The following is an 18,740-nucleotide window of genomic DNA, read 5'->3' on the forward strand; positions in this document are numbered from 1 at the left end:
TTGGCATCCTTCAGTTGGGGTTGGAATGGGCGGATCGTGGGCCGCAGGCAGGGGCCACCACGGCCAAGGTGCAGCAAAGCCCAGCGGGCGCGCACCCGCTGGGCCGTGCGAGGAAAAGCTAGGCCTGGGTAGAGGATGCAGCCTGCCGTCGGCGGGCCAGCGGGCCACGGGGGATCTGGGGCACGCTGGCGATCAGCGTGCGGGTGTACTCCTCCTTGGGAGCGCGGAAGATCTCCTCGGTGGGGGCGTACTCCACCAGCTTACCGTGGTGCATCACCGCGATCTGGTCGCTCATGTGCTCCACCACCGCCAGGTTGTGCGAGATAAACAGGTACGAGAGGCCCAGCTGCTTCTGCAGATCCTGCAGCAGACGCAGGATCTGGGCCTGGATGGACACATCCAGGGCGCTCACCGCCTCGTCGCAGATCACCAGCTTGGGGTTCAGCGCCAGCGCGCGGGCGATGCCGATGCGCTGCTGCTGCCCGCCGGAGAACTCGAAGGGGAAGGCGTTGGCGGCAGCCAGGTCGAGGCCCACCAGCTCCATCAGCTCGTGCACGCGTCGGACGCGCTCCTTGGGCGTGCCCACGCCGTGGATCTCCAGCGGATCCTCGATGGTCTTCAGCACGGTCATCATGGGGTTCAGGCTGGCCAGCGGGTCCTGGAAGATCATCTGGATGTTGCGGCGCTTGATGCGCAGGTCGCGCTGCGACAGCGCGGTGAAGTCGTCGCCATCGAAGAAGACTTTGCCCTCCTCCGGGTCGTAGAGCCGGATGATACAGCGCGAGAGCGTCGACTTGCCCGAGCCAGACTCGCCCACGATGCCCAGGGTCTTGCCCGCCTCAAGCTCGACCGACACGTTCTGCACAGCGGCGAAGCGGTCGCGGCCACGGGGGAAATACTTCGACAGGTTCTCGACACGCAGGATGGTGCCGTCGTTTGCGCTAGGCGTGCTGGACATGGCTCGCCACCTCCTCGGCGTGGTGGCAGGCCACCATATGGTCATTTTCAATCGTGCGAAGCAGCGGCTTCTCGGTGCGGCAGCGATCGGTGCTGAAGCGGCAGCGCGGCGCGAACGGGCATGCCTTGTGCACCACCATGGCGCTGGGCGGCGTGCCCGGGATCGGCTCGATCGACTGGCGCCCGTGGCCGATCTCCATCGTGCTGTTCAGCAGGCCAAGGGTGTAGGGGTGCGATGTGTTGTTGACCAGTTTCTCGACCGTGGTCATCTCCGCAATGCTGCCCGCGTACATCACCGCGATCCTATCGCAGTAATTGGTGGCCACGCCAAAATCGTGGGTGATGATGATCATGCCCATGCCGATCTCGCGGCGCAGCTCGTGCAGCAGATCGAGCACCTGGGCCTGCACGGTCACATCCAGCGCCGTGGTCGGCTCATCGGCCACCAGCAGCTGCGGGTTGAGCGCCAGGGCCACGGCGATCATCACGCGCTGGCGCATGCCGCCAGAGAACTGAAATGGGTAGTCCATCAGGCGCTTCTCGGGCTGGGGGATGCCCACGCGGCCCAGCAGCTCGATCGCGCGGCGCTTGGCCTCGGCGGGCGAGCAGGTGTTGCGCACCAGCATGCTCTCCATGATCTGCTGGCCGATCCGCATGATCGGGTTCAGGCTGGTCATGGGGTCTTGGAAGATCACGCCGATGTCGCGGCCACGCATATCGCGCAGCTCGCTCGGGCTCATCTTGGTCAGATCCTCGCCGTTCAGCAGGGCCTGGCCGCCCACCACGCGGCCATTCTGGCCGATCAGGCCCAGCAGCGAGAGCATCGTCACCGACTTGCCCGACCCCGACTCGCCCACGATGCCCAGGCTCTGCCCGGACTCGACGGTAAAGTTTACGCCGTTCACCGCATGCACCACGCCGCCGGGGCGCTTGAACTCGACATGCAGGTCTTTGACCTCAAGTAGTGGTGCCATGATTAGCGCTCCCCCTTCGCGTTGAAGATCTCCTGCAGGCCATCGCCCAGCCAGGTAAAGGCCAGCAGCACCACGCTGAACAGCGCGGTGGGCCAGATGGCCAGGTAGGGGAAGCCGCGCATCTTGGCGATGCCCAGCTGGATCAGGTTGCCCCACGACGGCTCGGGCGGGCGGATGCCCACGCCGATGACCGAGAGGCCAGCCTCGGCGATCATGGCGTAGGGGATACCGAAGCTCAGCGAGACCGCGATCGGGCCGAGGATGTTGGGCAGCACATACTTCATGATGATGTGGGCCTCGCTCGCGCCCAGGGTGCGGGCGGCGGCCACATACTCCTGGTTCTTGAGCGCCAGCACCTGGCCGCGGATGAGCCGCGCGTAGCCCGCCCAGCTTGTCACCGCCAGCGCGATCACGATTGTGAACACGCTCTGTCCCAGGGTGGTGGCCAAAATGACTGCTAGGAGGATGGATGGGAAGGAGTTAAAGATCTCGACAAGGCGCATCAGCACATTGTCCACAAGCCCGCCGCGCATGCCCGAGATCGAACCGATCACCGCGCCGATCAGCAGCGAGAGCAGCGTGGTGCCCAGGCCCACGATCGCCGCCGTACGCACCGCGTAGATCACACGGCTCAGCTGATCGCGGCCCAGGTCATCCGTACCAAACAGATGCGCAGATGTGGGGGCCTTCCACGTGTTCGAGAGATTCTGCTCGTTGTAGTGGTATGGCGCGATCCAGGGCGCAAAGATCGCCACGATCACAAAGATAATCACCAGCACCAGCCCAACGACCGCCATATGGTTGCGGCGATAGCGCCGCCAGAAGACTTGAAGCAGTGTCTCTGGCTCGGGGGCCGAGACCGCAGCCGAAGTCGGGATTGTATCGGACAGAGCCATGGCTATCTCTCCTCTGAGATATGGGGCGGGGCGCTCCCTTACGCTTCCAGCTTGATGCGCGGGTCAAGGACGCTGTACAGAATATCGGCGATCAGGTTCGCCAGCATCACGCCCAGGGCCAGAATGACCACGCTGGTGATCATCAGCGGGTAGTCACGTGCGCCCAGCGCGGTGGCGAACAGCTGGCCAATGCCCGGGATGCGGAAGATATTCTCGATCCACACCGAGCCAACCAGGGCTGCGCCGATCTGCGGTGCGGTGGTGGTGACGACGGGGATGAGCGAGTTGCGCAGCGCGTGACGCATGATCACAAAGCGCTCGGGCACGCCCTTCGAGCGAGCAGTGCGGATGAACTCCTGGCTCATGGTCTCGGCCACCTGGTTGCGGGTGAAGCGGGCGATACCGGCGATCGGGCCAAGCGCCAGGGTCAGCACGGGCAGCACCAGCTCCTGCGGCTTGGGCCACGGGGTGCTCCAGCCGCCGCCGGGCAGCACGTTCCAGACCTTGCCGGCGAACACCAGGATGAACACGATCGCCAGCACGTAGACCGGCACGATCTGGCCCACCATGGAGAATCCCGTCACCACATAGTCGATCCAGGTGTTGCGGCGGAAGCCCGCCAGCACACCCAGCGGTATGCCCACAAGCAGCGCTAGGCCTATCCCCAGCAGCACGATCGTGAGCGTGCGGGGCAGGCGCTCGCGCACCATGTCTTGGATGAGCACCGTGGGGGTTTGGAAGGAGGGGCCGAAGTTAAACGTCGCCGCGTTTTTGACGTAGGTCCAGATCTGGGCGTAGAGCGGCTTGTTCAGGCCATAGCGCTCCTCGAACATGGCCTTCTGAAGCTTGTACGCCTCGCTGTTCTGTGCGAACTGGGTCGACATAGAGGTGTATGCGCGCTGGACATCCAGGTAGTTGCCCGGCGCATACCAGAGAAGGGTATAGGAAATGCTGATAATAACAACAAGCGATATTGCGATCAGTGAGAGGCGTTTCGCCAGAAAAAACAAGAAGTTAACACGCATTGTTTTCTCCCTACAGTTTGCAGATCAAGCTAGTTTGTCCGCAGGCTGGCTGGCCAGCCTGCGGACAGAAACAGGGCTACACTACTCGTTCCACTGTAGGTACTGGTACTGGAAGATACCACCCCAGGAGAGCTTGTTCACGACGATGCCCGAGAGGCGCGGGTCGGTGGTGTAGTACAGCTTGTCGCTGTAGACCGGCACCATCCATGCCGAGTCGATCGCCATCTGCTGGAGCGGCACCACGGTGTCGTAGGCGTCATCCATGGACTTCTCGGCCAGTGCGATCAGCAGGCGCTGGGCCTTCAGGTTGTTCTCCGTCAGGTCGCCGTACTTGGTGGTGTCCTGCTCTTCCTTCAGCACCAGGGTCTCAGCATCCTGGTAGGCGCTCAGCTTCGCGGCATCGTCGGCAGCCGACTTAAACCGCTCGGTGATCAGGTCGAAGTTCTCCTTGAAGGTCGGCGGGGTCTGCATCAGCTTGCCCCAGGAATTGTCCTTCTCGGTCTCCATGATCGTCTGGCGCTTGGCCCAGACGGCGTCCGCACGCTTCTGAAGAGCATCCCAGTCGCCAGCGGCGGTCAGGTTCTTCACCGCGTTGATCTTGTCCTCAAACTCGACAAAGTGCTTGGTGCCATCCTTCTTGAAGTCCATGAACCACCAGATATGGCCCGTGGCCAGCAGCAGGTCGGTCGGCTGGAACCAGTTCATCGGTCCGCCCAGCACCGCAAAGCCCGGCTTGATGTCTTTGTTGAAGTTCGACCACACCAGGGTGTTGTACGCGGGGCCCTCGTGGTTCTGGATGGTGACCTTGACGCCCAGGTTGTCCTGCCACATCTTGACCACCGCTTCAATCAGCGGCATCAGCGGATCGTTAGCGGGCGGGGCATCGAAGACCAGCTCGGGCATGCCCTGGCCGTTGGGGTAGCCAGCATCGGCCAGCAGCTGCTTGGCCTTGGCCACATCATAGCTCAGCGGCTTAATCTTCGAGGCGATCTCGGGCATGCTGCTGAAGGCATCCGCCGGGGTGCCCAGGCCTGCCAGCACGTTGTCGGTGATGGTCTTCTTATCAATAGCGAGAGCAAAGGCCTGGCGCACGCGCTGGTCGGCAAGCGGGCCGGGGTCAACCGCGCGGTTGTACTCGATACCGCGCCACATGATGTCGTTGACCACGCTCTTCATGTTATCCTTCATCGCGGGCACGTTCTCGGCATAGGCCAGCTGGCTGGCATCCTCGAGGAAGGTAAACTGGATCTCGTTATTCTCATATGCCTGCAGGCGCGAGTTGGCATCCTGGTAGGGGCGAAGCATAATGTTCTTCACATTGCCGATGCCGTCGCCTACGTAGTTGGGGTTGCGGGTCAGGGCGATATCGCCGCCGCTCACCCACGACTGCACCACATATGGCCCGTTGTAGACGCCATTCTTGGGGTCCCACCAGTCGGTCGGGTGCTCCTTCAGCGAGTTAGCGTTGATCGGCATCGAGGTGGAGATGCACAGCAGGTTGATCAGCGCCGCGTTCGGCTGGATCAGCGTGATCTCCAGGGTGTAGTCATCGACCAGCTTGAGGCCCACTTCCTCGGGCTTGGCTGCGCCCGCCTTGAAGGCGTTGGCATTCTTGATGTTGGACCACATGCCGGCCCACATCGGGGCATCCTTCAGCTCGGGGCCCATCAGGCGCATCCAGGCGGCGTAGTAATCTTTGGCCGTCACCGGGTCGCCGTTCGACCACTTCTTGTCCTGGCGAAGCTTGATCGTCCAGACCTTGTTGTCCGCCGATGGGGTGGCGCTCTCGGCAACCCGGGGGACCACCTTCAGATCCTTGTCGTAGCCGTACAGGCCCTCGAAGATCACGCCCTGGCTCAGAAAGAGCTGCGAGGTCCAGAAGGCGTGGTCAAGGCTGGTGATACCACCCTGCTGGAAGGGAAGGGTGACGGTGACATCTTTTACTTCGGAGCTGGTGTTTGTGCTTGGCTGGGCGGCATCGGTCGCACCTGCAACTGCAGTGGTGCCAGAGCCGCTAGCCGGTGGTGGTGTGGGTGTCGAGGCTGCGCCGGTGCACGCTGCGAACAGCGGCGAAGCACAGAGCAGCAGAGCAGCAGCGCTCAGCAGGGACCCGGACTTCTTAACCATTGGACGTGTCCTCCTCTTTGAGATGGGTAACCCCTGACCAGATTGTAATCTACAGCTAGGCGGCATACCACCAAGGGCGGATCACACAACATGGGGAATTGTGTAACCATCGCTCGGGCGGCGCCACCGCAGCCAGCGTAGGAAGGGAATACACACCCGCCATTGGGTGTGGCCTTACGGGCAAAAGCCGAAAGGCGTATCAGCTTCGGGAAGGGCTATCAAGACCCCTAACGATAAATCAGCAAACCACAGCGCTGTGGAAAAGATGCAAGACGATTTTGCGTTTAGTGTGCTGTTTATAAAATTTATTAAAATTATTGAGCTGATGGGCATAGTATAGCGCGAATTACTTTCAGCGTCAAGATGTATAGTTTTATTAAAATTTTACCGAAAGCTTTTAAACAACAACCTTGGTTATGTTTAAAACTGCCACAAACAGAGCATCCTTACACCCAACTGACAGCAAAAGAGCCCTCATTTGAGCTTACATCGCCGCATATTATGCCTTCAGAAAGCACTAAATACCTAACATCAAATCACGCATCATGAACACCGCTCACACCCGCAGGCCAATATGGCACCCCCGCCTAGAGACTATTCCGCACTGTGATGGGGGAAAACGCCGCTCTCCCTAGGCTGAGCGACTAGGTCTAGCTTAAACAAGCTCAGCTTTTTTTAGATATTTTAAAAGCGCTCGGGTGAAGAACTAGCTACCAAGCGCGTTTTCTCAGAACAAAACCAGACTATTTCACCCTGGGAAAACGCGCCCTCTAAAATTTTAAAGGTAGCCTAGTAATACAGGATGTCCCAGTGGCTGCCCTCGCGCGCGTAGATGTTGCCCGCCGCCGACTGATACATCGCCGCGCCATCGCTGCGCACGCCGATGTAGGTGTAGGCGCTGGTGATCCAGTTGTTCACGCAGGTGCTGATGCTTATGTCCACCTTGTAGCCGTTCCAATGGCTGTAGGTGCCGCTGGCGTGCCCGGTCTCGGTGCCGCCGGTGATGTTGACCGCGCAGCCGCTGGCGTTCTTGAACACGATGATGCTATCGATCGTGCCCGAGTTGATCTGCTCGAACGAGGTGCAGGTGGCATTGTTGCGGTTGCTACAGCCGCCGCTGGATGACCAGGTGATCCCAGCCGCGCTCAGCTTGGCGGTGGCCTGGGCGTGGGTCAGCTTGGTGCCGCTGGCGTAGGTGGGCGGGGCGAAGCTCATGCCCAGCAGGAGAATGGCGAGGGCGGCGATGAGACGGCGGACTCCGGCGGATGTACGGGTGGTCATGACGTCGGCTCCTCTTCTTCAGCTTCGGGCGCGCTGGTGCGCCACATGGGGATGCGCGCCATTATAGAGGATGTTACTGGGCGCGATGTCCATTTTGCCTATCGAAAAATGGACATCGCGCAAGATTGCCTAGGCAGCCACGCCATCCAGCTGGGCGCCCCAGCGGCGCGGCGCGCGGCCATGCCAAACGCCGCTGTGGTACACATAGCCCGCCAGCAGCGGCAGCGTGATGCTGGCCTCGCCATACACCATCTGCTCCTGGGCCAGGCTCACCTTGCCCCACGAGTTGGCCTCCTTCAGCGTCGAGCCAGAGAGCGCGCCATCGCGCTCGTCGGCCACGGTGAGCTGCACGGCGTACTGGTGCATGGCCACCTCGTGCCCCAGGAACTCCGCCGACACCACGATGTCCTGCACAAAGTTCTTGGGCACGCCGCCGCCCACCATGATCAGGCCGGTCGCCCCCGCGCCAATCTTCACCATGGTCAGCTCGCGGAAGTCCTTCACGCTGTCGATCGACACGTGGCGCTGGGGGTGGGCCACTTGGTGCGCCACCAGCCCAAAGCCCGCCGAGCAGTCGGAGAAGGCCGGGACGAAGATCGGGATGTCGCGCCGGAAGGCCTCCAGCACGATGCTCTCGGCATCGGGGTGGTGCGCGTCAAGGTGGCGGCCCATCTCGCGGATGAACTCGCGGCTGGAGTAGGCGCGCGGCTCCAGGGCGTCGGCGATCGCGCGGATGGTGTCGTCGCACACCCGCAGCTCGTTCTCATCGATGTAGGTGTCGTAGATACGGTCGATGGCCCGCTCGCGCAGGGCGTTGTCGTCGGCGAACGGCGTGCCCTGGTAGTGGCGGAAGCCCAGCGCCTCGAAGAAATCTTGGTCGACGATATTCGCACCGGTGGAGACCAGCACATCCACCGCACCAGCGCGCATCAGGTCGAGGAGGACGCCCTTCTGGCCCGCCGATACCAGGCTGCCCGCCAGGGTCATGATCACGGTGGCTGTGGGGTCGGCCACCATGTCGCGGGCGATGGCGGCGGCGCGGGCCAGGTTGCGGGCCTGGAAGGCGGTCTTGGCCATCATGTCGATCAGCGGCACAACATCGACGGACTTGATGTCGATGTGCTCGACCGGGGTGTGGAGAAGATCGTGCATCTGCGTGCTCCTGTAGCGTAGAACAGCGATGCCGGGGCAACAAAAAAAGCCCCGACACGGGGCCTACGGTGCGCTCGCGCGCCCGCCATCGGTTCCCCGCCGTGGCTAGGCCTGCATTATAGCATGGCTCGGGGCGCGTTCTTCACCACGAAGACACGACGGCGCGAAGAGGGAAAAATAGCCATGAGATGAGGCGTAGCCAACCCTTCTCACCCGGCCCATGCGCCCAATGCGATCAGCGGCGTAGGGGCGGGTCTCGTGCCCGCCCGCGCCGCGTACAGCGCATCGCCGGGGCGTTCGATGTGCGCGATGTACGCGGCGCGCATCGCATCGCCACGCGCTGTGGGCATCGGGTGGGGTTACGATGCGGGCGGCGCATCCCGATGGGGCGGACACCAGATCCGCCCCTACAGCCATTGCGGATCATTGCGAACATCGGATCGGGGTCGATGTCGGCAATGGAAATTCATCGGCAGCCGCCCGCACAGGGCATCCACGCACCCATCACGCGGAACCACCATCGCGCATGGGAAAGCCGACATTCACGAGCATGCGCTTACTCCAGCGTGCGCAGGTAGGCCAGCAGATCGGCCATGCGCTGGTCGTCCAGCGGCTGCGGGGCCATCACTCCCATCATGCCCTGGCCGCCCTGGCGGATCCACTGCGCCACGTTGGTCTCGGTGCGCGGGCGGGCGTTGGGCAGCATGCCCTTGTAGCTCACCCCCGGCATCAGGGTCGGCCCCTCGGCGCTGAACATGCCCGCCATGCCCGGGCCGACAAGGAACTCGCGCCCGGCGCTGTGGCAGGCCGCGCAGCCCACATCCTGAAACACCTTCGCGCCCGCCGCCGCGCTGCCCCGCGACGAGATCGAGGTGTCGCTCAGGTCGGCGGGGCCTTGGGCGCAGGCCCCAGCGCCCAGGGCCAGCAGCGCCAGCGCCAAGCCCAGCCACACGCGATCAGACAGTGACATTGTATCCATCCCTTCTTCCACAGCGAAGCCAGGGGCACAGTAGCACAGCGCCACCGCCGTTGCAAACCCTAGAGTACGGCGTTAAACAGATACCCCGTTAGGATGATCGCCAGCGCCACCACGCCCACAAACACCGCCAGCAGCTGCGGCTTCAGCACCCGCCGCAGGATGATCAGCTCGGGCAGGCTCAGGCCCACCACCGCCATCATGAACGCCAGCACAGTGCCCAGCGCCGCGCCCTTCTCCATCAGCGCGTGCACGATCGGGGTGACCCCGGCGGCGTTGGAGTAGAGCGGCACGCCCACCAGCACCGCCGCAGGCACCGACCACCAAGCCTGCTGGCCTAGAATCTGCGCCATGGCCTGCTCGGGCACGTAGCCGTGGATGCCCGCGCCCACCGCGATGCCCAGCACCACATACCGCCACACCTTGCCGAAGATCTCGCCCACGGCGGCCCAGGCCTGCGCCACCCGCCGCGCCCACGTCAGCCCGCGCGATTCATCCACACCCTTGCCCACCTGGATCTGCCAGACGAAGCCCTCCACGTAGCGCTCCAGCCGCAGCCGCCCGATCACCACGCCCGCCACCACCGCGATGCCCAGGCCCGAAGCCAGGTAGAGCGCCGCCACGCGCCAGCCAAACATGCCCAGCAGCATGGTCAGCGCCACCTCGTTGATCACCGGCGCGGCGATCAGGAACGAGAAGGTGACGCCCAGCGGGATGCCCGACTCCAGAAAGCCGATGAACAGCGGCACCGCCGAGCACGAGCAGAACGGCGTCACCACGCCAAGCGACGCGGCCAGCACATTGCCCACACCCTCGCGCCGCCCGCCCAGCAGAGCGCGGGTACGCTCGGGGCTGAAGAACGAGCGCACAATGGTGATGATGAAGATCATGCCGCTAAGCAGCAGGAAGATCTTCGGCACATCGTAGAGAAAGAACGCCAGCGACTCGCCCAAGTGCGAGCCTTCGGGCAGGCCCAGCAGCCCATAGGTGAGCCAGCGCGAGAGCGGCTCGATGATGTTGTAGGCCAGCAGCCACGCCGCCGCGCCCGCCGCCACCCGCCCCAGCAGCCCCATATCGGCGCGGCTAGGCCTTGGCCAGCGCGCCAGCGATATGCCACCCATAGCAGCCTCCTAACATATGCACACTTCTGAATATCATTCAGCCAAAAAAGGCGAGGCCCACCCATGGGCCTCGCCAGCGCGCTAGGATGCCAGCCATCCCCTGATCTCTTCCTCGCTGGGCAGCCGCCCCGAGACCACAAGCTGTCCCTCCACCACCAGCCCCGGCGTGCGCATCACACCGTAGCGCATGATCTCGGCGTAGTCGGTCACCTTCTCGACCGATGTGGGCACGCCCTCGGCATCCGACACCTTCTGCACCATCGCGGCCAGCCGCTGGCAGTTCGCGCAGCCGGGGCCAAGCACCTTCACATCCTTCATCATCTCGCTCCTTTAGCATCGGCCAGCGCGATCGGCTGCTGGCGTTCGCTGGCGCACAGCGGGCACGGGCAGCTGGCCGGGCGGCCCAGGGCGGGCGTCGGCCCGCCCAGCATCGTGCGGGCGGCGCCCACCACCGCCAGCAGGTCGGGCCGGGCCAGGCGGTAGAAGATATTCCACCCCTCGCGCTGATCAGTGATCAGCCCGCTCTCGCGCAGCACCGCGAGCTGCTGCGAGATATAGGCCTGCCGCAGCCCCAGCAGCGCCTCAAGGTGGCACACGCAGGCCCGCTGCTGGCCCAATGCCTCTAGGATGGCGAGGCGGGCAGGGTGGGCCAGCAGCTTAAACAGCGCCGCCTCGGCGGCGTAGTGGGTGTTCTTCATAGCCATAGTATATGCATGTTCTTGAATATATTTCGTGCCGATCTCTCAACCAAACATATCATAGCCGATCCCCGCAGCGGTGCGCATTTGCGCCCCGGCCCGTGGATATGCTAGAGCCAGCGGATCTCGACAAGCCTACCCAACAAGCAAAAGGAGCGCCCCATGAACTGTACCCGCTGCGATCAGCCAAACGCCGACGGAAACGCCTTCTGCACCGCCTGCGGCGCGGCCCTCGCGCCCGCCGCCACCGCGCCCACGGTCACATCGGCGAGCGTAGCCCCAGCGCCCGCCGCGCCCAGCCTGCCCACCGCCGCAGGCGTAGCCCCCATCGCCGCCGCGCCCCTGATCGCCACCGCGCCCAGCGCCGTGGCCCCGGCGGGCATCGCCTTCGCCCCCCAGGTGAATGTGAACGTGACCGCGCAGGCCGCGCCCGCCACGCCCGTGGTGGTGGTGGCCAGCCAGGCCAGCGGCCCCGGCTGCTTGGTGCGCGCCCTGTACTTCGTGTTCATCGGCGTGTGGTTTGGCGCGCTGTGGACCGGGCTGGCCTGGGCGCTGCTGGTCTCGATCATCGGCCTGCCGCTGGGCATCATGATGCTCAACCGCATCCCCCAGGTCACCACGCTGCGCACGCCGCGCACCACCACCAACGTGACGGTGCAGGGCGGCGCGGTGGTGGTAAGCCAGGGCGCTGTGCCGCAGCACCCCTTCGCCATGCGGGCCGCCTACTTCCTGCTGGTGGGCTGGTGGTTCAGCGCGCTGTGGCTGGGCGTAGCCTGGGGCCTGATCGGCGCGACGCTGGGGCTGGCCCTGCCGATCTCGTTCTGGATGTTCGACCGCACCCCGGCCATCGTCACCCTGGCCCGCTCGTAGCGGCCATACGCACTGTTCAAGGAGCAACACTATGCGACACCGCATCGCCATCATCCTGCTGCCGCTGGCCTGCGCCCTCGCCGCCTGCGGGGCCAGCGCCACAGGGGCCAGCGCCCCGACCGAGCAGCCCACCGCCATCCCTACCGCCACGCCCGTGCCCAAGGGCGGCAAGTGGGATGTGAGCAACGACACCTCATCATTCGATGATAGCCCGCTGGTCACACTCATGCTCAACTCCGAGGAGCAATTCACTAATGGATTGGGCAAAGAGATCCAGCCAGTCCTCATACTGCGCTGCAAAGAGCGGTACACCGAAGCATATATTGTGACCGGTGTCCCGCCAGATGTCGAATCAGGCAACCTCGACCACGCATCTGTGCGAATCCGGCTCGATCAGCAGAAGGCCGAGCTGATCAATATGGGGCAATCCACCGATGGGAAAGGGCTTTTCTTCCCCGACGCGGCGATCATCGACCGCATGGCCAAGCACGAGCGGCTGCTGTTCTCCTTCACGCCGTTCCAGCAGTCCCCAACCGAGATGAGCTTTGACCTGCGCGGCCTGCCCGACGTGCTGCCCCAGCTGCGCGCGGCCTGCAAGAAATAGGAGCACCCCATGGCCGACACGCCCCACAACCACGCCAGCCCGCCCGAGCTACAGCGCACCCTGGAGGTGTGGCTGCCCCTCGCCCAGCACATGAACGAGCTGCACGGCTGGCGGGCCAGCGCCGCCCAGCTTGAGCAGCTGGTGCTGATCACCACTCCGATGTTAGGCGGCATCCGCAGCGCCAGCGACGCCCAGGCCCTGCTATACTATAGCTACGCCCGCATGTACCGAGGAACTCTATGACATCCCATACTGGAGGAATCAAGCGCAGCTCGCAGTTCACCTTCCGCCGTCGCCTGACCCTCATCCGCCAGCTGCTGCGCGAGCCGCAGCGCGCCGATGATCTGATCGATGCGGCCAGGCTGGCGCTCGGCGATGAGAGCTACCCGGTCGCCGCCCAGGCCGCGCTCAAGCACGACCTAGATGCGCTCAAGGCCGAGTACGGCTGCGATATCCGCTTCGACCGCAGCAGCAGACGCTATGTGCTGGAAGACCTGGGCGAACTCGCCCTGCTCGACCTGCCCGACACCTGCATGGAGGCGCTCTCGTTCCTCGATGCGACCTTCCCCGAGGGCGGGGCCATCCCCCAGCACGCCTACATCCACCAGCTGCTCAAGCATGTGCGCAGCCTGCTGCCCCAGTCGCGGCGCGACATGCTGGCTAGGCAGCACGGCACGATCAGCCTGGCCCTGCGCGACGGCGGCACCGACCAGATCGACGCGGCCACGCTGGCCACCGTGCGCCGCGCCTGCAAGCACCGCGAGCTGTTCTTCCGCTACCGCAGCGCCGCCTTCGACCACGAGTCGTGGTTCCGCGTGGCCCCCTACGAGGTCTTCTTCTCGCCCGAGGGCCATAGCTACCTGGATGCCACGCCGCTTGATTCCAGCGAACATATCCCCATCCGCAACGAGCCGAAGCACTACCGCATCGACCGAATCGTGCCCGGCTCGGCCAAGGTGCTGCCGCAGGTGCTGCCGCCCACGCGCCCGCAGCCGCCCACCTACCAGCTGCGTTACCGCCTGAGCAGCAATGTGGCCAAGCGGCGCGATGTGGCGACCTACTTCCCCAACACGGTCTTCGACTACCACGACGACGGCACCGCCACCGTCACCGCCACCATCACCAATATCTGGCAGGCCCGCCACATCCTGCTGCGCTACGGCTCGGGCTGCACCGTCGAGTCGCCACCGGAGCTGGTGGAGATGTTCCGCGACACCGTGCGCGGCATGGTGGCGGCCTACCTGCCCGACCAGGCAAGCGGGCACTAGCGCATATTCACGCAAAAACATGCACTATCAAGCATAAATAAGCATATTCATGCTTATTTATGCTTGACTTCTCCTCCGAAGCTCCTATAATCACCAGCAACGCGTATAGGAGGAGGTTTGCCATGCTCGCGCTCGAACAGTTCCAGCCCCGGCCCGCCCTCGTCACCAAGCGCACCGAGGTGCCCGCGCCCAAGTTCCCCGTGATCGACGCTCACAACCACCTAGGGCCAGAGTTCGGCGGCGGCTGGAGCCGCAGGCCGGTGGAGCAGCTGCTGGAGGCGATGGATGCGGCCAGCGTGCAGCTGTATGTCGATCTCGATGGCGGCTGGGGCGAGCACATCCTGAACGAGCGGCTGGAGAAGTTCAAGGCCCGCGCCCCCGAGCGCTTCCGGATCTTCGGCGGGGTGGACTGGGCGCAGTGGGCCGAGCGCGGCGACGGCTTCGGCGCGTGGGCGGCGGCGCAGCTGCGCGCCCAGGCCGCGCGCGGGGCCGAGGGCCTGAAGATCTGGAAGCCGTTTGGCCTGCACGTGCGCGACCACCACGGCCAGCTGGCGGCGGTCGATGACCCTCGGCTCGACCCGATCTGGCAGACGGCGGGCGAGCTGAACCTGCCCGTGATGATCCACGTGGCCGACCCGGTGGCCTTCTTCGAGCCGCTGGACGCCACCAACGAGCGCTGGGAGGAGCTGCACGCCCACCCCGACTGGCAGTTCCCCAGCCCGCCCTTCCCGCCCTTCCTCAGCATCCTCGAAGCGCTGGCCCGGCTGGTCGAGCGCCACCCCGGCACCGATTTTGTGGGCGCGCACGTGGGCTGCTACGCTGAAAATCTGGGCTGGGTGGGCGCGCTGCTCGACCGCTGCCCCAACTTCTACGTGGACATCAGCGCACGCATCGCCGAGCTGGGCCGCCAGCCCTACAGCGCCCGCCGCTTCTTCCTGCGCTACGCCGACCGCATCCTGTTCGGGCTGGATGCGGGCATCGACCTGGCGGGCTACCAGCGCTACTACCGCTTCCTCGAAAGCGACGACGAGTACTTCGCCTACGGCGACGGCCCCACGCCCGGCCAGGGCCGCTGGCAGATCTACGGCCTGCACCTGCCCGACGACGTGCTGGAGCGCGTCTACCGCCGCAACGCCGAGCGCGTCATCCTGCGGCAGCGCGGCTAGCGGGGAGACACCGTTTCACCACCAAGACCCCCAAGAGAACAAGAACCGTTTTACCACCAAGACCCCAAGACTCCAAAAGAACAAAAAAAGGCCTGCCTGCGCTGGGGTAGGCCTTCCCGCTGCGGTGGAGATCATGGCCAGCAGTCATACGGTTGCGCCTTCGCCGGATGGGCGAGGCCGCTGTGCTGCAATCGCCTTCCGCGATGTTTCCAGCCCCACCTACCTGGCCCATGCGGCGAAGGTGCTGCTCGTGCCAGCTGGCCATATGCACGAACATCAGCCGCTTGATTTTGGCATAGGAACGCTCAACATTGGGGGTTCGAAGGGGCAACGCCCCTCGCGAGGATCCAAGGGCGCGGAGCCACACATGGTGTCACTTTTCTATGTGACTCATTTGGAAGCGGCGAAACGCATCATTATGCGTGCCAAGCCCTGCCGACCATGCACCATGTACCAAACCATGATCGTGGCATACCAGCCCACCTGTCCCATACGGCGAAGGTGCCGCGAGAGTCTTGATGGCCATATGCACGAACGCCCGCCGCCAGGAAACGGCAGAGGAACGCTCAAAATTGGGGGTTTCGAAGGGGGTAACACCCCCTCGCGGGGTTCCTAGGGGCAGGCCCCTAGGCGCTGCCCGCGCAGGGCATCCACCCACCAAACATCGACCAATGCCATCGCCGAATGAAAAAACGCCCAGCGCCGACGGGAAAAGTGACACCTGTTGAGGGCGCGGAGCCCGTGGTGCCGCCCGCACAGGGCATGCACCACCACCCACGAACGCCTACTATTAACGAAGGCGCACCTTAGCCGACAGCAACGCGCAATTCCACAAAAACGCCTCGCAAAGCCCGAGAAAATGGCACCATGTCAGGGGCACACACCCACCAAAAAACACCGACATCCTGAATAGCCACTCACCAACTATGCGCAGAGGGCATCCATGACCCATAGCAGAAAAATGGAGGATTGACAGAGAGAAAAAACGTACATACAATGTAATCACGCAAGGAGGTACGCTATGTCTTCTGTCATCCGAACACATCTGGTTCAGATCGGCAACTCGCAAGGCGTCCGCATTCCCAAAATACTGCTCGACCAACTCCAGTTTGATGATTCTATCGAGATGGAAATCCAAGATAACCAGCTGATCATTCGTAAAAGCCTTATGCCACGCGCAAACTGGGCTATAGCATTTCAGCAAATGGCCGAAATGGGCGATGATCAGCTTCTTGACCCAGAGATCACACCAACTGTATGGGATGAAACTGAATGGGAATGGTAGCCAAACGCTTTGATGTTTTTGTGGTCAACCTTGACCCAACTGTTGGTTCAGAAATACAAAAAACGCGACCATGTCTCATCATCTCGCCCAATGAGCTAAATGACTATATCCAAACTGTAATAATCGCCCCAATGACATCAAAATCGCGATCATATCCAACAAGAGTCACCTGCACTTTTGAAGATCGTGAATGCCATATTATCCTTGACCAAATTCGCACTGTTGATAAACGGCGACTGCTCAAGCATATTGGGCAAATTGACACGAGGACACAGCAACACGTTCTTGATGTGCTGGCACAACTCTTTTCCAAATAACAAAAAGCGGCTGGCCCCACACCTGAGGCCAGCCGCTTTTGTGCGCACGCGCCGCCCTAGGGCGCGGTCAGCTGGGCCTGCACGCCGAACAGGTCGGCGCTGCCCCAGTGCTCATAGTAGCGGCCATCCACCACCCGCACGATGTCGGTGATGTTGATCGTCACGCGGCGGCCCGTGGCGGCGATGCCCAAGAACGGCCCCTGGTGCGTGCCGATGATCGACTTGCGCGTCACCACCTTGTCGCCCTCGGCGATCTGGTCGTGGATCTCCACCACCAGGTCGGGGAAGGCCGGGCGCAGCACGTTGGTAAAGAACCCCCACATGCTCTCCGGCCCATCTGGCGCCCCCGGCGCGGCGCTGCGGTTGACGAAGCGCGGGTCCATCAGCTCCTCGAAGCTCGCGCGGCTGCCGCCCTCGATCACCTCTTTGTTGAAGCGCACCACAGCGGCCTTGTTCCGCTCGATCTCTGTGCTCATCACTGTGCTCTCCTCTTCTTAGCCACGGTGCTATGATAGCAGCAGAGCACACACCACAGCAAGGAAAGCGCGCGTGGAGCAGACAGCCCCGAGCATTCCGATCTACAGCATCCCCGACCTCGCCGCGTCCGCAGGCCCCGGCATCGAGGTGCTGCCGCTGGCCCAGGCCTTCGGGCAGCCGCGCCGCGACATCCTGGCTGCCCACCGCCACAGCTTCTACGAGGTGTTCTGGATCACTGGCGGCGGCGGCGCGATCACCATCGACTTCCGCAGCCACGCCATCGCCCCGCCGATGTTGTGCTTCCTCTCGCCGGGGCAGGTGCACAGCTGGGACTTCGCGCCCGAGGCCACGCCGCAGGGCCAGCTGGTGCGCTTCGCCAGCACCTTCTTCGCCGCCGAGGGCGCGCGCCACATCCAGCTGGCCGACCTGCCGTGGTTCTACGCGGTGGACGCGCCGCCCACGCTGGCGGTCGAGGCCGCGCGGCAGGCCCACTTCAGCGATCTGCTCGGCCACCTGCAGCACGAGTACAGCGCCCAGCAGGAAGACCGCGAGACCATGCTGCGCGCCTACCTGCACATCCTGCTGATCGAGGCCAAGCGGCTAGTGGCGCAGGCCGGGGCCGCGCCCGCCGCCACCGCCGACTACGCGCTCACCAAGCGCTTCCTGGCCCTGGTCGAGCAGCGCTACGCCGAGCAGGGCGCGGTGGCCAGCTACGCCCAGCAGCTGCACGTGACCGCCAGCCACCTGGGCGAGGTCATCCGCCGCACCACCGGGCGCACGGCGGGCGCGGTCATCCGCGAGCGGCTGCTGCTGGAGGCCAAGCGGCTGCTGCGCCACTCGCCCCTGGCCGTGGCCGAGATCGCCTTCCAGCTGGGCTTCGACGACCCCTCGTACTTCGGGCGCTTCTTCCGCAGGCACGCGGGCAGCTCGCCTGGCGAGTTCCGCAGAATGCCAGAGAAAGTGCCAGAGTAGGCCCCCAGCTGTCCTACCGCCCGCTAGCTGCGGCGGCGTATAGTCTCCCCATCAGCCAATCGCTTTGAGAGGAGACCGCATATGACCGTCGCAATCACCAAATCGGCTCTGCCCCAGCCCGCACCCACCACCGTCGACAGCGGGCTAGATCAGGCCGCCGCGCAGGCGTCCATCCGCGCGGCTCGCAGCTTCTACGCCTTCTGGGACACCGGCGACCCCGCCCACCTCGATACCGCCATCGCGCCCAGCTTCTACGACAGCACCCTGCCCGCAGGCCGCCCGCAGGGGCCGGAGGGGCCGCGCTTCGCCTCGGAGCAGTTCCGCGCCGCCGTGCCCGATCTGCGCTGCGCCATCGACGACCTGCTGGTGGTGGGCGACAAGGTCACGGCGCGGCTGCGCTTCACCGGCAGCTTCACCGGGACATTTGGCGGGAAGCAGGGCGGCGGGCAGCCGATCGACTTTCTGGCGATCGACATCCTGCGGATCGTGGATGGCAAGGTGGTCGAGAACTGGCATCTGGAAGACAACCTGACGCTGATGATCCAGCTCGGCGTGGTCGAGCTGTAGGGGGGAG

Annotated in this window: 21 protein-coding genes; 9 read left to right on the top strand and 12 right to left on the bottom strand. The window is 64.0% G+C overall.

Annotated elements, in window-relative coordinates:
- Window positions 1-118 precede the first annotated feature (118 nt).
- The 11 genes from F8S13_17020 to F8S13_17070 all read right to left on the bottom strand — a co-directional run bounded on the left by F8S13_17020 (window position 119) and on the right by F8S13_17070 (window position 11,213).
- Window positions 119-958 (bottom strand): ABC transporter ATP-binding protein, encoded by an 840-nt coding sequence (locus F8S13_17020; GenBank protein ID KAB8141839.1) that lies wholly within the window; start codon window positions 956-958, stop codon window positions 119-121.
- The gene (locus F8S13_17025; protein KAB8141840.1) at window positions 942-1,931 is read right to left on the bottom strand and encodes an ABC transporter ATP-binding protein; all 990 of its coding nucleotides are present in this window, start codon (window positions 1,929-1,931) and stop codon (window positions 942-944) included. The genes F8S13_17020 and F8S13_17025 overlap by 17 nt, the downstream gene beginning before the upstream one ends.
- Window positions 1,932-1,933: 2 nt before the next feature.
- The gene (locus F8S13_17030) at window positions 1,934-2,827 is read right to left on the bottom strand and encodes an ABC transporter permease (protein KAB8141841.1); all 894 of its coding nucleotides are present in this window, start codon (window positions 2,825-2,827) and stop codon (window positions 1,934-1,936) included.
- Between the two features lie 38 nt (window positions 2,828-2,865).
- The gene (locus F8S13_17035) at window positions 2,866-3,852 is read right to left on the bottom strand and encodes an ABC transporter permease (protein ID KAB8141842.1); all 987 of its coding nucleotides are present in this window, start codon (window positions 3,850-3,852) and stop codon (window positions 2,866-2,868) included.
- Between the two features lie 81 nt (window positions 3,853-3,933).
- Window positions 3,934-6,045 carry a peptide ABC transporter substrate-binding protein gene (locus F8S13_17040; protein ID KAB8141843.1) on the bottom strand — a complete coding sequence of 704 codons (2,112 nt, stop codon included), beginning with the start codon at window positions 6,043-6,045 and terminating at the stop codon, window positions 3,934-3,936.
- 723 nt (window positions 6,046-6,768) lie between these two features.
- Window positions 6,769-7,260 carry a hypothetical protein gene (locus F8S13_17045; GenBank protein ID KAB8141844.1) on the bottom strand — a complete coding sequence of 164 codons (492 nt, stop codon included), beginning with the start codon at window positions 7,258-7,260 and terminating at the stop codon, window positions 6,769-6,771.
- A 129-nt stretch (window positions 7,261-7,389) separates the two neighbouring features.
- Window positions 7,390-8,412, bottom strand: coding sequence for a deoxyhypusine synthase (locus F8S13_17050; protein KAB8141845.1), 1,023 nt, complete (start codon window positions 8,410-8,412; stop codon window positions 7,390-7,392).
- Window positions 8,413-8,968: 556 nt separating this feature from the next.
- Window positions 8,969-9,391 carry a cytochrome c gene (locus tag F8S13_17055; GenBank protein ID KAB8141846.1) on the bottom strand — a complete coding sequence of 141 codons (423 nt, stop codon included), beginning with the start codon at window positions 9,389-9,391 and terminating at the stop codon, window positions 8,969-8,971.
- A gap of 59 nt (window positions 9,392-9,450) precedes the next feature.
- Window positions 9,451-10,509: a permease gene (locus F8S13_17060; protein KAB8141847.1), complete on the bottom strand. Its 1,059-nt coding sequence runs from the start codon at window positions 10,507-10,509 to the stop codon at window positions 9,451-9,453.
- 81 nt (window positions 10,510-10,590) lie between these two features.
- Window positions 10,591-10,827 (bottom strand): thioredoxin family protein, encoded by a 237-nt coding sequence (locus F8S13_17065; protein KAB8141848.1) that lies wholly within the window; start codon window positions 10,825-10,827, stop codon window positions 10,591-10,593.
- Complete coding sequence (locus F8S13_17070; protein ID KAB8141849.1) at window positions 10,827-11,213, bottom strand: helix-turn-helix transcriptional regulator; 387 nt, start codon at window positions 11,211-11,213, stop codon at window positions 10,827-10,829. Before F8S13_17070 ends, F8S13_17065 begins: the two co-directional genes overlap by 1 nt.
- Before the next feature lie 435 nt (window positions 11,214-11,648).
- Between F8S13_17070 and F8S13_17075 the strand changes: the two genes are divergently transcribed.
- From F8S13_17075 to F8S13_17105, 7 genes are all read left to right on the top strand, one after another.
- Window positions 11,649-12,077, top strand: a complete 429-nt coding sequence (locus F8S13_17075) for a YccF domain-containing protein (GenBank protein KAB8141967.1) — start codon at window positions 11,649-11,651, stop codon at window positions 12,075-12,077.
- Window positions 12,078-12,108: 31 nt separating this feature from the next.
- The gene (locus F8S13_17080) at window positions 12,109-12,681 is read left to right on the top strand and encodes a hypothetical protein (protein KAB8141850.1); all 573 of its coding nucleotides are present in this window, start codon (window positions 12,109-12,111) and stop codon (window positions 12,679-12,681) included.
- A gap of 9 nt (window positions 12,682-12,690) precedes the next feature.
- The gene (locus F8S13_17085; GenBank protein ID KAB8141851.1) at window positions 12,691-12,924 is read left to right on the top strand and encodes a hypothetical protein; all 234 of its coding nucleotides are present in this window, start codon (window positions 12,691-12,693) and stop codon (window positions 12,922-12,924) included.
- The gene (locus F8S13_17090; protein ID KAB8141852.1) at window positions 12,921-13,949 is read left to right on the top strand and encodes a WYL domain-containing protein; all 1,029 of its coding nucleotides are present in this window, start codon (window positions 12,921-12,923) and stop codon (window positions 13,947-13,949) included. Before F8S13_17085 ends, F8S13_17090 begins: the two co-directional genes overlap by 4 nt.
- A gap of 122 nt (window positions 13,950-14,071) precedes the next feature.
- On the top strand, window positions 14,072-15,115 hold the full coding sequence (locus F8S13_17095) for an amidohydrolase family protein (GenBank protein KAB8141853.1): 1,044 nt from the start codon (window positions 14,072-14,074) through the stop codon (window positions 15,113-15,115).
- Window positions 15,116-16,136: 1,021 nt separating this feature from the next.
- Window positions 16,137-16,400: an AbrB/MazE/SpoVT family DNA-binding domain-containing protein gene (locus F8S13_17100; GenBank protein KAB8141854.1), complete on the top strand. Its 264-nt coding sequence runs from the start codon at window positions 16,137-16,139 to the stop codon at window positions 16,398-16,400.
- A complete protein-coding gene (locus tag F8S13_17105; GenBank protein ID KAB8141855.1) occupies window positions 16,388-16,717 on the top strand; it encodes a type II toxin-antitoxin system PemK/MazF family toxin in 330 nt (109 codons plus the stop codon). The genes F8S13_17100 and F8S13_17105 overlap by 13 nt, the downstream gene beginning before the upstream one ends.
- A gap of 56 nt (window positions 16,718-16,773) precedes the next feature.
- On the opposite strand, the gene F8S13_17110 is transcribed toward F8S13_17105, so the two are convergent.
- The gene (locus F8S13_17110) at window positions 16,774-17,193 is read right to left on the bottom strand and encodes an ester cyclase (GenBank protein ID KAB8141856.1); all 420 of its coding nucleotides are present in this window, start codon (window positions 17,191-17,193) and stop codon (window positions 16,774-16,776) included.
- Between the two features lie 73 nt (window positions 17,194-17,266).
- Between F8S13_17110 and F8S13_17115 the strand changes: the two genes are divergently transcribed.
- Window positions 17,267-18,166 carry a helix-turn-helix domain-containing protein gene (locus tag F8S13_17115; protein ID KAB8141857.1) on the top strand — a complete coding sequence of 300 codons (900 nt, stop codon included), beginning with the start codon at window positions 17,267-17,269 and terminating at the stop codon, window positions 18,164-18,166.
- A gap of 81 nt (window positions 18,167-18,247) precedes the next feature.
- Window positions 18,248-18,733, top strand: coding sequence for an ester cyclase (locus F8S13_17120; GenBank protein ID KAB8141858.1), 486 nt, complete (start codon window positions 18,248-18,250; stop codon window positions 18,731-18,733).
- Window positions 18,734-18,740: the final 7 nt, after the last annotated feature.

Source organism: Chloroflexia bacterium SDU3-3, assembly GCA_009268125.1.
GTDB lineage: Bacteria > Chloroflexota > Chloroflexia > Chloroflexales > Roseiflexaceae > SDU3-3.

What these genes read in the sequence shown, in the direction of transcription:
- F8S13_17020 (KAB8141839.1), bottom strand. Translation starts at nt 958, where the DNA reads ATGTCCAGCACGCCTAGCGCAAACGACGGCACCATCCTGCGTGTCGAG.
- F8S13_17025 (KAB8141840.1), bottom strand. Translation starts at nt 1,931, where the DNA reads ATGGCACCACTACTTGAGGTCAAAGACCTGCATGTCGAGTTCAAGCGC.
- F8S13_17030 (KAB8141841.1), bottom strand. Translation starts at nt 2,827, where the DNA reads ATGGCTCTGTCCGATACAATCCCGACTTCGGCTGCGGTCTCGGCCCCC.
- F8S13_17035 (KAB8141842.1), bottom strand. Translation starts at nt 3,852, where the DNA reads ATGCGTGTTAACTTCTTGTTTTTTCTGGCGAAACGCCTCTCACTGATC.
- F8S13_17040 (KAB8141843.1), bottom strand. Translation starts at nt 6,045, where the DNA reads ATGCCGCCTAGCTGTAGATTACAATCTGGTCAGGGGTTACCCATCTCA.
- F8S13_17045 (KAB8141844.1), bottom strand. Translation starts at nt 7,260, where the DNA reads ATGACCACCCGTACATCCGCCGGAGTCCGCCGTCTCATCGCCGCCCTC.
- F8S13_17050 (KAB8141845.1), bottom strand. Translation starts at nt 8,412, where the DNA reads ATGCACGATCTTCTCCACACCCCGGTCGAGCACATCGACATCAAGTCC.
- F8S13_17055 (KAB8141846.1), bottom strand. Translation starts at nt 9,391, where the DNA reads ATGGATACAATGTCACTGTCTGATCGCGTGTGGCTGGGCTTGGCGCTG.
- F8S13_17060 (KAB8141847.1), bottom strand. Translation starts at nt 10,509, where the DNA reads ATGGGTGGCATATCGCTGGCGCGCTGGCCAAGGCCTAGCCGCGCCGAT.
- F8S13_17065 (KAB8141848.1), bottom strand. Translation starts at nt 10,827, where the DNA reads ATGAAGGATGTGAAGGTGCTTGGCCCCGGCTGCGCGAACTGCCAGCGG.
- F8S13_17070 (KAB8141849.1), bottom strand. Translation starts at nt 11,213, where the DNA reads ATGGCTATGAAGAACACCCACTACGCCGCCGAGGCGGCGCTGTTTAAG.
- F8S13_17080 (KAB8141850.1), top strand. Translation starts at nt 12,109, where the DNA reads ATGCGACACCGCATCGCCATCATCCTGCTGCCGCTGGCCTGCGCCCTC.
- F8S13_17085 (KAB8141851.1), top strand. Translation starts at nt 12,691, where the DNA reads ATGGCCGACACGCCCCACAACCACGCCAGCCCGCCCGAGCTACAGCGC.
- F8S13_17090 (KAB8141852.1), top strand. Translation starts at nt 12,921, where the DNA reads ATGACATCCCATACTGGAGGAATCAAGCGCAGCTCGCAGTTCACCTTC.
- F8S13_17095 (KAB8141853.1), top strand. Translation starts at nt 14,072, where the DNA reads ATGCTCGCGCTCGAACAGTTCCAGCCCCGGCCCGCCCTCGTCACCAAG.
- F8S13_17100 (KAB8141854.1), top strand. Translation starts at nt 16,137, where the DNA reads ATGTCTTCTGTCATCCGAACACATCTGGTTCAGATCGGCAACTCGCAA.
- F8S13_17105 (KAB8141855.1), top strand. Translation starts at nt 16,388, where the DNA reads ATGGGAATGGTAGCCAAACGCTTTGATGTTTTTGTGGTCAACCTTGAC.
- F8S13_17110 (KAB8141856.1), bottom strand. Translation starts at nt 17,193, where the DNA reads ATGAGCACAGAGATCGAGCGGAACAAGGCCGCTGTGGTGCGCTTCAAC.
- F8S13_17120 (KAB8141858.1), top strand. Translation starts at nt 18,248, where the DNA reads ATGACCGTCGCAATCACCAAATCGGCTCTGCCCCAGCCCGCACCCACC.